6 protein-coding genes are annotated in these 14,309 nt (G+C 43.3%); 2 read left to right on the plus strand and 4 right to left on the minus strand.

Annotated features, from left to right (window positions below):
• Positions 1-177: 177 nt before the first annotated feature.
• The gene (locus JFC08_RS03930) at positions 178-1,356 is read right to left on the minus strand and encodes a lipocalin family protein (protein WP_198329773.1); all 1,179 of its coding nucleotides are present in this window, start codon (positions 1,354-1,356) and stop codon (positions 178-180) included.
• Positions 1,357-1,786: 430 nt separating this feature from the next.
• Positions 1,787-2,890, minus strand: coding sequence for an NUDIX domain-containing protein (locus JFC08_RS03935; protein WP_198329774.1), 1,104 nt, complete (start codon positions 2,888-2,890; stop codon positions 1,787-1,789).
• A gap of 296 nt (positions 2,891-3,186) precedes the next feature.
• Here JFC08_RS03935 and hemP point away from each other — a divergent pair, with 296 nt between their 5' ends.
• Entirely contained in the window at positions 3,187-3,345 is a 159-nt protein-coding gene (hemP, locus tag JFC08_RS03940; RefSeq protein WP_227672156.1) for a hemin uptake protein HemP, read from the plus strand.
• Positions 3,346-3,605: 260 nt separating this feature from the next.
• Here hemP and JFC08_RS03945 read toward each other — a convergent pair whose 3' ends face one another.
• Both JFC08_RS03945 and JFC08_RS03950 read right to left on the minus strand, forming a co-directional pair.
• On the minus strand, positions 3,606-8,600 hold the full coding sequence (locus tag JFC08_RS03945; RefSeq protein ID WP_198329775.1) for a translocation/assembly module TamB domain-containing protein: 4,995 nt from the start codon (positions 8,598-8,600) through the stop codon (positions 3,606-3,608).
• Positions 8,601-8,765: 165 nt separating this feature from the next.
• Complete coding sequence (locus JFC08_RS03950; RefSeq protein WP_198329776.1) at positions 8,766-12,353, minus strand: autotransporter assembly complex protein TamA; 3,588 nt, start codon at positions 12,351-12,353, stop codon at positions 8,766-8,768.
• A gap of 464 nt (positions 12,354-12,817) precedes the next feature.
• Between JFC08_RS03950 and JFC08_RS03955 the strand changes: the two genes are divergently transcribed.
• On the plus strand, positions 12,818-14,149 hold the full coding sequence (locus tag JFC08_RS03955; RefSeq protein ID WP_198329777.1) for an MFS transporter: 1,332 nt from the start codon (positions 12,818-12,820) through the stop codon (positions 14,147-14,149).
• Positions 14,150-14,309 lie beyond the last annotated feature (160 nt).

Consider the following 14,309-nt stretch of genomic DNA (forward strand, 5'->3'; position numbering starts at 1 on the left):
TTTTGCCAGTGATAACCGATCTGCTAACGCTTATAAAGCATTTTATTGAGTTATGCAGGTTATTATGAAAATAAAGGCAGCCAATTATGCTGCCTTATTGTTTATTATTGCCAGTATCAAATAGTGGATGATAAAGCGACATTACGATTTAACACAGTATCTAGTAAGTGATGCTCGTTATGGAACGAGGCTAACTGTTTGATTGGTCTGCGAGGTTAACTTAAATTCTTTTAAGTCATAGCCTTGCTGTTGAGCGATTTGACGATATTTGGCATAGGTTTCTTGAGTGACGTTTGGCGAACGCGCCAATAACCATAAATATTTTTTATCAGGTGTTCCTACTAAAGCAGTCTTGTAATCAGCATCACGTGCTAGTACCCAATAGTCGGCACGACCAACTGGCAACCAACGAATCCACGATGGTAAAAAGGTGACCTTTAACTTACTGCCTGACTCATCAACAGGCTTAGCGATACCCTGAGAAGTAATACCAGAACCGTCTTTCTGTACGCATTTATTAGTGACTATGATACCTGAACCATCGGTTTTTTCAGTATAATTGGCGGTGACATCACTGGCACAATTGCGCTGAAAATACATGGGCAAACGTCCTATCTCATACCATGTTCCTGCATACTTTTTTAGATCAATGCTATCCACTGTGGTCGGTGTGCTTGCAGACTTATGAATGATGGCGCTTGGCTTGACTGACAATGTCTCTGTAGTGGTTCTATCAGTAGTGGCGTTAGCAGTCATGTCAGCGGTAGCATTAACCGGTGGCGTCGCCGCATACGCTGAAAATGCAGCTAATGGTATGATAATAGCTAGCGCTATACCCGTATGCTTGATAAGTCCATTCATAAATATACGCTCCGGTATTTCTTTGTATGATGAGTAAGTAGAGGTTGATGATGAATCAGCATTTTGCTTTGAATGGTGGTTCTGTCCAGATTCTTTTTCGCTCAACTCTTGTGACCATTTATAATCGTTAGTGCAGTGACCACTATCCTTAGTACAGTAATCACTAACGAAATTACTGCTTTCGCTATGTTTTGAATCGCCGTCCTTGTTATTGTTGCTGTTAATCATAGCAGACTCTTTTGCCTGTACAAGGCTCTTATCGGCGCTTTTATATCCAAAATAGTGATCTTGCGAAGACGTTTTTTTTGCCAAATGGGTAGAATATTGGTCATTTAGATTATCATGGTTGTAGCTAGCATCGTTGCTGGCGTGACCTGCCTGCCGTGTTCTATCCTCATTGAGATGATAGTGGCGCGACTGGGTAGTCTGCTTAGATTGAGAACCAGCTTCCTTTGTATCAGACCATGCTGATTGAGGTAACTTATTGGTTTTCATAGAGGTACCATTATTGATAGTGACTGTTAACTATTCTTCTTATATGCCCTATATGTACTCTCATCTTCTGTGCGTCTTCAAATTTTAAAAATATATTGAATGTAAAAGCTGGCGCTACAGAAGCAAAATATTATGAGAGAACTTATAGAGGTATATTGATAAGCAATTCGCTTATAAGAATATAGAGTAAATACTCTTTGTTTAGGTGATATATATTAATGGCAGCTCGACTATTAAAACAGTGTCGCAATGTAGGAAAAAGCAACGGTTTGTAAGTAACTATGCGTTTATGCAGTAGAACAAACACATAGTTACTGATTGGATAAATATATTAAAAATCAATTATTTGCCCTGATAGATGCCAATTAATGGCAATTCTGGTTCAGAACTGGTCAACATTGGTGCCAACACTCCCTCTATTAGTTTTTTACTATTCAAAGAACTGTCGAATGCCAGCAACACTGATACCACCATGCTCTAATACTTGATGAATCATCACAGGTGATAAACCACCCAAACCGATAATCGGCATGTCAGCCAATTGTGCCAATGCTGACCATGATTCCCAACCAAGTGGCACAGTATCAGGATGTGTATGGGTGACTAGTACAGGAGACAAAAAAGCGCCAATGACGGGCGGTAATTGCTGCTGTAACCGAGCATGAGCCAGTTTATTGGCAGCATCAATACTGGCGGCATCATGACAACTGACTATTAACGGATAATTTTTAGACAGCACTCTATCTTGTGTATCCTCCGACCATTGCAACAATGCGGTATGAGACAGCTGATTGGCAACGATTGAATTGGCAGTGGTTGTATCTTTCATTGCTAGCGGCGCTTCAATGGTTAGGGTCTGTCCATTGACATCACAAGGGACAATCGCCTTAATATCTGGACGCATATGCATCAACTGCGCTGCTATACTTGCTGAGCCAGCTGCCTTTATTCGAATATATACCCAAGCATTGGCTGTTAGCTTGTTTTGATGAAAAGTCAGCCATGCGGCCACTGGATCAGGAGCGGCATCAAAATGCGTCAATGGATAGGTAATTGCTATCGTTGTTGGCACACTCAGCCATTCGAGGATCGTCTGGTTAGCAGCCGGTAAATGATACTTTCCTGCTAATAAATCTGCCTTATTTACCCACGTTAGCGCCTGACCTTCTAGCCCATATTGGCGATGCTTATGCTGCTCATACTGCTGCGCAGTCAGTTCAACCTTGTAAATCTGTAAACTGACCTGTTTATCACCATAATCATGATGCAGACGTCCAAGCTTGACCATCGTATTGTCACAAATCTCAATGCCTGTCTCTTCAGCAACTTCCCGAATTAACGCCTGCTCGGCGTTTTCATTGGCTTCTATTTTGCCACCTACAAATTCATAGCGGTTCCCTTGATGCTGGGCGGCGTTTCTAAATCCAAGTAAATATTGGGCTTCATGATGAATGACCGCAACTGCCACATTTACGATAAGTACTTTTTCGCTGTTATATGAGCCATCAACGTGGTTGTCTGCTTCATTTGGCATCGGCGTCTCCTTTATTACTGTTTTTTTAAAGTGCTATTTGATTGGTTTATAACTTCAAAAAACCAAGTCGATCTAAAACCAACCTATTGATTTATAATAATAATTAGCTAATTTTTATTTATTTAAATCTCATTTACAAAAACTGTTTTAGATAAGTTTACACAATGACTGCATTTTATTTTATCAATTACCTTGCAAAATCTTTCAATGTAAATGATAATTATTATCGTTAAAGATAGTTACTGTATCGCCATTACTATTCAGCCATTTTTTATCAAAAGGAATTTACTATGAGCATGGTTATCTCTCGTTACTTGAATTGCCGTGAAAACCGTTTACCAACTTTGCAATCACAACACTTATTTGCACTCACTAAAGAAGTGCGTATCGAGCATGAGGGTGAAGAGTATCGATTACGTTTAACACGTAATAATCGCTTAATCCTGACTAAATAGATTAATATCATTGATCATCAATATTAGGGCGTGTCCTCGTTTTAAAAATGGTGATAAAAATGAGATAAATTGCAGTCAAACAAGGAAAATAGCGCCGATAATATCGAGATATTAGTCAACTATTCGACGCCGTTTGGCAAGATTTAGCCATTTTTAACCCATTTAGATGACTATCGATTGAATTAAGGACACATCCTAGCCTACCTATAAAAAAACGCCTTCATTAAAAGGCGTTTTTTTATTGGATAAAACGATGCGATTTAGAACTGCCAGCTGTAAACCACATCCACCGCGTTTTCTGCCGCTGAGGTTGCCTCTACATAAATACGTCGAGTTAACTGATAACGAATGGATAAGCTATTTTGAGCATTAAAGACCCCTACTCCGTAGCGTATATACAAGTCAGGCGTCACGTAACCGGTGACGTTGACGTTGGTATCTTCACTACTGCCTGAGGCATCAACGGTCAAACTCTGAAAACCAAAAATCTGACCGATTTGATTGGTTAGATTGCGCGTGCCACTCAGTCCAAAGCTTAAGCCCGCGGCGGCTAGGTTATTCGTCACTTGCGATTTAAAGCCTTGCTCACTGATTTGGGTGGCGCCCTTGTTATTAATTCGACCTGTCACCAAAGCATTCATCGCCTGCTGTTGAGTCAAGCCTGCATTATTAAAGACAATAATATTGGGACTTTCTGTATTGCCTTTGACACGCACACCTACGGTTTTACCACTGATCGTTTTAACCGCCTCAATACTGAGGTTAGGTTTCATCACATCACCGTTGAAGCGCACTTGTCCGTAGTTAAGCTCTAGGTTCTGACCAAAAGCGTTGATATTGGTACGACGTGATACTTGCACCACCCCTTTTGCACGCATGACACCCGTGCCATTTTGAGTGATATTAATCGCACCAGCTAAAGGAATAACGGCACCAAAACCACGGAAGTTGATATCATCACCCAAGTCGACACCGATATCCGCATTGATTGACCAAGGTTTCGATATTGCCAATACCTCGTCAATATTGCCAATGAGACGACGATCAAGAACTACTGCATCCTCGGTTTGAGTAATGATATCTTCGCTGGCTTCTGGCGGACGAATGGTCGCTGACGGTACGCTGACCGCCCCTTTAATATCGACATAACGATCGCCTGGACGCACGATGATATCAATATCAGGATTGATTTCTGCCACTAACAATGGTGGCTGAGTAATCACCAAACGCTCGCCGCTGACGCTAAGCTTGGCTTGGAGTTTTTGTTGCCAATTAACGGTACCACTCAAAACCCCTTTACCCGTACCACTGCTAAAGGTTCCATCAATAGTCGCTTGCGTACCACGAATTTTGGCGTCAGTATTTACATTGGTTAAATTAATGGGCAAATCAAGCATCGCAATACGGCCATTAGCAAGTTTCACATCGCCATAGAATTGCGGCTTATCTAATGTACCGCCCAATCCTCCTGCCATCGTGACATTGCCCTCTAGCACTCGCATACCTGGGAAGAAAGGCTTGAATATCGCAAGGTTAAGCTCATTCAATACCAAAGCACCCGAAATTGGCTTAGGTGTCTTATAAGGATCAACGACCACTTCAGCATAACCACGCGCACCGCCGCCAGTATTGATATCGGTACGTAGTTTGATGCCTTCAGGGACGGACAGTGCAATCAATGAGACCCGCTTATAAGGCAGAGTGACGGGTAAACTATCACCATCTTGAATCAAGCCGATTTTACCGTTGTCTGAATACAGTGTGGTATTAATCGTCGGTGGACGACCACGTTGCCAGCCAACAATCGCCTTACCATTAATTTTGCCATGCCAGTCGATATCTTTGGGTAAAAAGACCGATAGTAATGACGTATCCAGATTTTGTAAGGCAATATTCACCTCACCTTTATCAGGTGACGCGATTAAGTTTTCACGTAAGCATACCTTGCCCGTTTGATCGGTGGCTTGCCAGCAGTGCGCTGCCAACTGTACTTTTAAATCGTTATTATTGCCATTTTGATTGTTGGGTAAATTAACAATTAACTGCGCTGGCTGTAACTGATTTAAGGTCGCATATTTAGATTGAACACGGCCCTTACCGATGACGCCAGACCAGCTCAGTTTATCCCGATTGAAGCCGCCTTTAAGCCTTGCGCCAATCGTGAGCTGCTCATTGGCAACGTCAAGATTGACCACATGCGCCTGTTCAGTACCATTAAAAGTCGCTTTAACGCTTTTAAAACTCTGTCCAGCTGCATCTAAACCTTCAGCGGTGATAATAAGCTGACTTGGGCTGTTTGCTAAATTGACCAGCTTACCGCGCACGCGACCTTGGCGCAAAATAAAGCCCGGCAGCGCAATCCGCTCACCAACCAAATCGATATAAATGGTTGGCAGCGCTTGTCCTACTGGCTGTGATAAGGTCGCACCGCCAGTGACTTTGCCAGCCAATTTATCTGACAACTGATCCAGACTGGTGATATTAATTTTGGTTTGTAATTGCTTAGCATTGCCATTAGCAGTGACATAATTATCACCCCAACGTAGCACTAAATTATCCGCGTTTAAGCTGTCTATCAAGGCATTTACTTGCTTATATTGCGCCTGTGCATCTTGCGTTTGTAGGCGCTTGAAATAGCTTGCCAAATCTTTTGGCAGACGCATCTTCGCCGCTAAGCTACCCTTAGCACTAAGCGGTTGACCTTTTAACATACCTCTTAAATCAATTTTTTTGATATTAATGATTTGCTGCGAGTCACTCCAGCGCCCATCCGTATCGATAGTACCGGTGATAAGGCTTGGGGTATCTTTGAGGAAATAACCAATATTAAAACGATCCATCACTGCGTCAATATCCCACGCAATGCCTTGACGTACATCAACCGTCCCTTTGGCATCAATACTGCCTGCCGCGCCCACATGACGGAAACGCTTGATACGAATCAGCTGGTCATCGCCACTGGCATCAATGGTTAGCTTGCCCGCTGGCAGTTGCTCTGCATCTAGCACTCCATCGAAATTCACCGCAAAACGTTGCAGTTTGCCTGCGGTATTTTTACTATTCTTAGGCGCAGTTTGCCACTCGCCACTGGTTTTTAGATCACCAGTGATAATCGCTGGATTATTGGGTAAAAAATAACCCAAATTGAACTTGTCGAAGCGACCATCTATCGTCCAGCCGATATTTTTACGCAAATCGATGACGCCCTTGGCATTCACTGCGCCCGCTTCACCATTGTAATTGAGCTTACGAATACTGATAAACTTTGGCGTGCCAGCCGCATCAATAGATAGGCGTCCTTTTGGTACATCTGCAGTATCGACTTGCCCATTGAAGCGCGCATCGAACATAGACAGCTCGCCACCAACGATATCGATTTTGGCATCACCCGCACCCGTTATGCCAATAGCACGGCCATCTTGAGTCGCATCAAGTTGCGCCTGCAAGTCGGTATTTTTTAAATTAATAATATGACGCTGACCACTAACGCCACCTTTAGTAATAGTTAATAAACGACCACGCGCGCTGACACTACCGGTTAGGCGCTCAAGCGGCAAATCACTGCGATACTGTTTGGGTAATAATCCATTGGTACGCGCATCTATCTGCCATGTGAGCGGACGCTTTTTATTTGCCAATTGAATCTGCCCAGTACCTGATAAGTCGCCCACGACTCCTTTATAATTCAGGCGATTGATGTCGATGACATCCCCAGCTTTGCGCACGCTCACGTCATAGTTACCTTTAGGAGCGGCATTCAATTCATTAATGACCGCATTGGCATCTACTGATAACCGTGAGCCACGAATGATGACATCCGCCTGTCCACGCGGACTATCAATATTACCGATATTAGGCACATCGCGGCGGATTAGGTTTTGCCATTTGGCATCGATATACCAAGGCGCTACCTGTGTCGACTTCGCTGACGTTTTGCCTTGGACGATATTAGCATTCACATGCTCGCCATCACGTTGACGCAAATCTGCATCAAGCTCTATGTTACCAGTACTGTTTTGCTGCTGATAATGTAATGACAGTCGACCATTCAGCTTTTGCGGTGCATATGCTTTGAAATCAACATAGTCATTAGGAATAACGCGGCGAATATCAAAATTGCTACCTGTCGCTCGCACTTTTACATCAAAACTGTCTTGCCAATCTAAAATACCTTGCAGAATTAAATTTCCAGCTGGCACCTGAGCATCTAAGCGATCAATACGCATCTGACTGTTTGCAATAACGGCGCGACCTTGATAGTGACCAGACGGAATGTCTTTAGCCGTCAGCTCAGTATTGATACGCAGACGTATTTCAGAGATAACCCCTGTCGCGGTAGCAGTACCACTTTTCAAACGAATTTTTTGGCTTTCCGCATAAGGGATCAAAATATCATCCCATTGCAATTTTGCCTGGAATGGCGAATCCTGATCCAAACCTTGGACAACAAAATCACCGCTCACATCGCTGTCATTGTAGCGACTATGAACCTTACCAACCGTACGTTTTAGCGTCCCTGTTGCTGTGATATTCAATGGGTCAACATAGGCTTTTTCTAGCGCACTGACTTCTGCAATCGCGCTTAAATCTAGCGGATAGTCGCCTTGTAAATCAATTTCACCTTGTAAGGCACTGATTTTGACGATATCAGCATATTGTAAATCGCCGCGACCAACCGTTACCATGCTACCGACCCATGTCAAATCACGGGCAACAATATCCTGCACAACGATTGGCTCTTTGGTCACTTGTTTATAAGTAATATTTTTTATTTTAGCGTGATCAAAGCGTAAGTTCACTGGTAGCTGTAACGTTTTATAATCGAACGGCTCACCCGTTGGTGGCTTGTTATTGATAATCTCAATGGTTTGTATGTCTGCATCACGCAGATGCACTTCTTTGGCAAATATGGCACGCCAGCCTATCTTGACGTAGGCTTTATCAACCAATACTTCAAGGTCTTCAGTCGCCTTGATATCAACATCAGTGACCCAGATACCATCACGTAAATTACCGCGACCATATTTAAAATCAATGCCCGTCTCAGCACTGACTTTCTCTAATATAAACTTCGTACCCGACTCTGTACCCATTGCGTAAAAAAACACGGCAAACATGATGGCCAGCACAATTAAAATAAGCACCAGTAATTTGAGCAAAAATGACAGCGGATACCAACGTCTGACGGCACGAGCGTCGCGCTGTGCTGGATCTTCATCTGGGGCGTTATTAGGCGGGGTATTTTTTGTCAGCATGACACTCAACTACGTTAAAGAATGGTCACCGGCAATCGGCACGATAAATAAGAAATACAACGGATATTGCTAATAGCGCGTATTGAACCTGTCTCAATTTCACTAACGGAGACGACTTAAGAATGTTCAATACGTGCTAAATGATGTCACTACTGGATTACATGGCTATAAAGGCGAGCCAATAAAGAAATGCAGTCTAACGGGTATGCTTTCTTCTGTCACCCCAGCCGCCACATCAACTCTTACCACACCGACTGGCGATGCCCAGCGGATACCAACACCGACGCCGACCTTTGTCTCAGTCTCGAAGTTTTTGTCGTAAGCATTACCCACATCAGTGAAGAATGCCCCGCGGAATCCTGGTTTAAATTCATAATTATACTCTGCACTACCAACCGCAAGCACTTGCCCACCAGTCAAATAGCCCTTGTCGAGCGGTGACAAGCTCTCATAGTCATAGCCACGAATACTTTGGTCACCACCCGCAAAGAAGCGTAATTTATAAGGCACATCATAAAAATCATCTGCCCAGATGTAGCCTGTATTCAGACTGCCCAGTACTTGATGCTTTTGCTCATCGCCAAAACTATAAATGCCGCTGACACCCGCGCGAATGATTGCCATATTAGTGTCGCTAAGGGCTTTATCAGCCCCTGCTTCAAGCGAGTAATACTGACGCATACCGCGAGTCGGATTGGTCACGCTGTCTACATCGGTTTTGTTCATACCATAACCAAATAGCAGCGCTTGCTGCTTAGGCTTAGAGGAAGTAAAGCGGATAGGTAGGTCGTCCAACTCTGTCTCATCGACCCCAGTCTCTAGCTCATCTAAACGGTAATTCACAGAGTAGCTGCGATTCCAGCCACTGTCACGGCGAATATTACGCGCCAATGCTGCTTTTAGCGTCGTAGTAGAGAGGTCGAAGTTACCTTCACCTTGGTCGATGACCTCTTCTTCATAGGTAAGACGCGCATCTAATTTATCGTTAAGTGGATGTTTCCAAGGTCGACTGGCATAAACAGCGACGTTTTTAGTAATTCTGGAAACCTCGGTCTCCGCACCAGCTTGGTAGCCTTTACGATTGAGCAAATTATAGTCTATTTTTGCCGTCGCTCGCACGCCCGTATCTGTGCCGTAACCAAGACCTACTTGGGCATCGCGCGGCTTACTTGAAGAGACAAAAACATACAACGGTACTTTTTTACTTTCTGCCACTTGTTGCGGGGTTTTTCGACCAGCCAGCGTTGGTGGTACAAAGTTTTCATCAGTGATTAAGCTTTCTTCATCAGGGAATATTTTTTGCGCAATATTACTGATGCCGTCGCTTATTTTACCCAAAAGATTGTCCGCCTCTTGGTCTTTTTCATCCAATACACGGTCATTTGGTAAGCGGCTCAAACGCTCTGCTTTTTGTTTGATAGCTTGTAGTTTATCAAGTGTTGCTGCATCAGCTTCAAAATCGATCGCCGCAATGTCGGCGGGATTGACTGTTTCACCGCTATTCGCAGTCGTATTGTCCTCACTCTCTGCGTTATTTTCATCACCATCATCAGCGCTATTGTCTTGATTAACACGGCTACTATTAGAAGCAGCTGAACTTTCAGCACCATTATTGCCCGCAATGTCTAAGGCGCCATCACTATTAATATCGTCGTCGAGTGTGCCGCTATTATTGGTAGGCGTGTTATCAAAAGCCAAAGTACTGGCTTCACTGCGTTCATCTGGCGGCAATATCGACTCAACGTTGACCGTATTAAAATAACGAGTCGCTGATAAGTCATTGCTAAACTCGGTCACCGCTGGACGATAAAAAGGGTCACCGGGCTTAAAGTCAAACAACTGTTGTAATAGTGACAACTCAACAGGTAGCTTGTCAGGATCTTGGGTTAAGGTGTTGGTTTCTTCATCGTATGTAAAAAACACAACGTCATCAAACTCATAACGATCACCAGTGTTGTAGACCAGCGACACATCTGCTGTATTATCTGGCAAGATAATATCAACGGATTTGTTGAGCCAATATTGATCAAAATAGCCATAAGTATTACTCAGCGACTCAAGGGCCGCCTTGCTATCTTTATAAACACGGTGATTGAAGATATCACCCACTTGTGGCGGCAAGTCTTTTTCAAGTGCTATATATTCTGGTTGTTCACTGCCTTCACCGCGAATCTCAACAATACGGCTATCCACACGTACCGGCTCGCCCAGCTCTTCGATAATGACATCGATCGTGTCAGCATTGCGCTGACGTAGGCGTAACGTAATATCATAGTAACCCACTGCTTGGGCTGCCTCTAATGCTGTTTGGCGTAGGCGTGGCAAGGCGGCCGTAAAGTCGGTAACTGACTGAACTGTCGTATCATCAAGGGCGGCTTTGATGTTTTTCATGGGCTGAACGTCATTATCCGCTTTGGTGAGCTTTGGCTTACCATCGACAGCACCTTCAGCGGTCGCCTGCCGTAGATAAATTGTGGTATCTACATGTGGTAATGCCATCACACCTGCATTGAACAAACGATTATAAAGGCGTTTCACGATATTGCCTTTATTACGTGCCATTGGCTTAGGCTTACTCGCTTGTTCGATACTCTGGTTTATTCCCTGAGAGTCCGCTTGATAGTCTGGCAAGTAGTCATCAGGATTGATGATATCTGACGTTGTACCATCTTCATTGGTCTCATCACTGGCATTGGCGACAATCTCATTATCGAAAGTACCGCTTCCATCCACGCGTCCACTACTGACAGAGTCGCTAACATCAATCGGACGCGACATAACTTCAGCCGTCTGTGCACTTTCAGCGGCGCTCTCATTCCTACCTAATGTCTCAAGATTGTTAGGAGTTGGCAGATTGGTTGCATCCAAATCCACATCTAAACCAATAGGCGGGGTTGTATCATCTAATGTAGCAATTGGCGCGTCAAAATCGCGATCGTTATTGCTGATATCATTATTATTGTTATTAAAATTGGTACTATTAACGTTACTGCTATTAACGTCCGCACTATTATTGATGTCATCAATATCTTTGGCATTCTGCATGTCCATCGCAGCCAGCTCACGATCAATCTCTTCAGGCGTCATCATCTGATAACCCTGCTGCTGTATGGCTGCGGCTTGTTGCAACAAGTCATCATTGGCGTTATTGGAAAGATCGAGCTGAGCATTATTTGCGCCAGCCATATTATCCATGGCATTTGCCTGAGAATTGGCCATACCCTGAGACTGAGCAGCTGGTTTTTTAGCGCTTTTATCTTGAGCATCAGACTTTTTAATGCCTAGGCTTTGTTCACTGTACTCATCCAATACTGACTGATCGATAATGCCCTGCTCTACTGCCTTTTTTAGGCGCAATGCATCCAAAGCGATATCGAGCTGAGTATCATCATCTGACAGTGTGGTCGATTGAGTGCTGGTTGATTGAGTACTGGTTGGTTGAATGTTTGATTGATCGACAGCTATTTGATTGCTCGTAGGTGGTTTAGGAGAACTGACATTATTTGTGGTATCAGCCAATGCAGCAGGTGCCATACCGAAACCCACCAGGCTAGTCGCTAGCGCAGTGAAAAGTGCTGAGCGCGTAAAATGAATGCGCGGCGCATTGCCATGAGTTGCCATAGCTGCTGCACGACATGTTTTTTGAAAACGGTCACTCTGAAAATCTTGAATTTCAATATCCTCTCGAACATTATCCGTATCACACTGCATCATCGATACATTGCGCGCAAGCGTTGAAGGCTGGTGTTTCATGTGTATTTCCTATCACCTCACGCGGCACAATATTATGAACGATAACAATCGCCTAGTCTTACCGGTGAATAAACTTATAGCAGTTGGCTGAATTATGGTTTACTGTCTTGCTTTGGATAATGACCGTTTATAACGCAAACCTTGGTGTCAGATTAGCACCATGTTTTTATCAAAATATCGACATGCGTGAGTGGTAGCAAGCCTTTGCGATCACTCACACCTCGCGACGTAACCATGCAAAATTTACAAATCATAACTTAGATAATTATGAAATCATAGCGTCGAGCGCATGTATTTTTACCAAAGCCTTGCTATTATACGGCTTAATATTGATAAAACCTATGCTATATTTCGATAAGTTTTTGATACTGTTAATAATTATATCGATAATTACTTTCACTTGAAAAGCGGTATTCAGCGCTTTTCTTTGATCTAGCAACCGCGACCCGTCTGTAGGAATTTTCATGGCCAATCAGTTTCAATTATTTAAGCACCGCCGTTTTAGCGCCATGTTTTTTACCCAGTTTTTGGGCGCGTTTAATGACAATATTTTTAAGCAAGCGCTCATACTGGTTTTGACTTACACCGCTGCGAGTCAGTTGGGCATGGAAGTCAGTATTTTGAATAACTTGGCCGCGATGTTGTTTATTTTGCCCTACTTTTTGTTTTCTGCACTGGCAGGACAAATCGCGGATAAATTCGAAAAATCAAAACTCACACGATTGATTAAATTGCTTGAATTCGTGATTATGGTGATTGCGGCAGTAGGGTTCGTGTTTGAGTGGTACGCATTGTTATTTGTTGCGTTGTTTCTCATGGGCACTCAATCTACGTTTTTCGGGCCTATTAAATACGCCTACTTACCACAAGCGATGAAAGAAGATGAATTGGTTGGTGCTAATGGTTTGTTTCAAATGGGAACATCGTTAGCGATCTTACTCGGTATGATTATCGCGGGTGTTTTAACCCAGATAACACAGCCGCTCTATTGGATAAGTGTGACCGTATTGGTCATCGCCGTATTGGGTTATTTTGTCGCACGATTGATACCCCACATGCCAGCGATGCAGCCAAACCTAAAAATCAACTGGAACATTGTGACCACTAGTGTGGCGACGGTGCGCTACTTATATTCATTGCCTTTTTTGTTCTTTGTCATCCTTGGTAATAGCTGGTTTTGGTTTTATGGCGCGACGTTTTTGACCCAAACGCCAGAATTCAGCAAGGTCATCTTACATGGTGATGAATCAGTGGTTATTTTCCTATTAACCTTGTTTTCTGTTGGTGTGTCGATTGGCTCATTATTATGCAAATCACTAACCAAAAACCAAGTCAGCTTACGTCTTTTGCCCTTTGGTATCACGGGCTTAAGTATTTTTGCGATTGATTTGTATTTTTCACTGTCAAGTCTCAACATCAATGTGAATAATGCAACTCTGTTTGGCATCAGTGAGTTATTTGCGGTGAGTGGCAGCTGGCGCGTGTTTGCTGATTTATTCTTTTTGGGCTTTAGCGGCGGTTTATACATCGTGCCGTTATATGCCTCTATGCAGGCCTATGCACCCAAGAGCCACCGCGCGCGCGTCGTTGGTGCCAACAATATCTTTAACGCGATATTTATGGTCACCTCAGCGATTTTCTCTATCGTGATCTTGAACGCTTTGGGATTCAATTTACCTCAGCTATTTTTAGTGACAGGACTCATAAACATTGCCTTCGGTGCCTTTTTATACAGTAAGCTCAATAAACATATTAAAAATGCGGTCATCCAAACGCATGATGAAGTGGCTCCATAAGTAAGATTGACATGCTGCTATAGCAATCAATGTGTTATCAAACCGATAATATTGATGCTGATAATTTGGATTGTTTGCTATAGTAATGCCTATGCGTTAATCACTATCATTATTTTAGAAAAACAGATAATGTTTTTAGCAGAACAGATAAGTTTAATTT

The sequence above is a fragment of the Psychrobacter cibarius genome (assembly GCF_016107535.1).
GTDB classification, from domain to species: Bacteria; Pseudomonadota; Gammaproteobacteria; order Pseudomonadales; family Moraxellaceae; genus Psychrobacter; species Psychrobacter cibarius.

What these genes read in the sequence shown, in the direction of transcription:
- JFC08_RS03930 (WP_198329773.1), bottom strand. Translation starts at nt 1,356, where the DNA reads ATGAAAACCAATAAGTTACCTCAATCAGCATGGTCTGATACAAAGGAA.
- JFC08_RS03935 (WP_198329774.1), bottom strand. Translation starts at nt 2,890, where the DNA reads ATGCCAAATGAAGCAGACAACCACGTTGATGGCTCATATAACAGCGAA.
- hemP (WP_227672156.1), top strand. Translation starts at nt 3,187, where the DNA reads ATGGTTATCTCTCGTTACTTGAATTGCCGTGAAAACCGTTTACCAACT.
- JFC08_RS03945 (WP_198329775.1), bottom strand. Translation starts at nt 8,600, where the DNA reads ATGCTGACAAAAAATACCCCGCCTAATAACGCCCCAGATGAAGATCCA.
- JFC08_RS03950 (WP_198329776.1), bottom strand. Translation starts at nt 12,353, where the DNA reads ATGAAACACCAGCCTTCAACGCTTGCGCGCAATGTATCGATGATGCAG.
- JFC08_RS03955 (WP_198329777.1), top strand. Translation starts at nt 12,818, where the DNA reads ATGGCCAATCAGTTTCAATTATTTAAGCACCGCCGTTTTAGCGCCATG.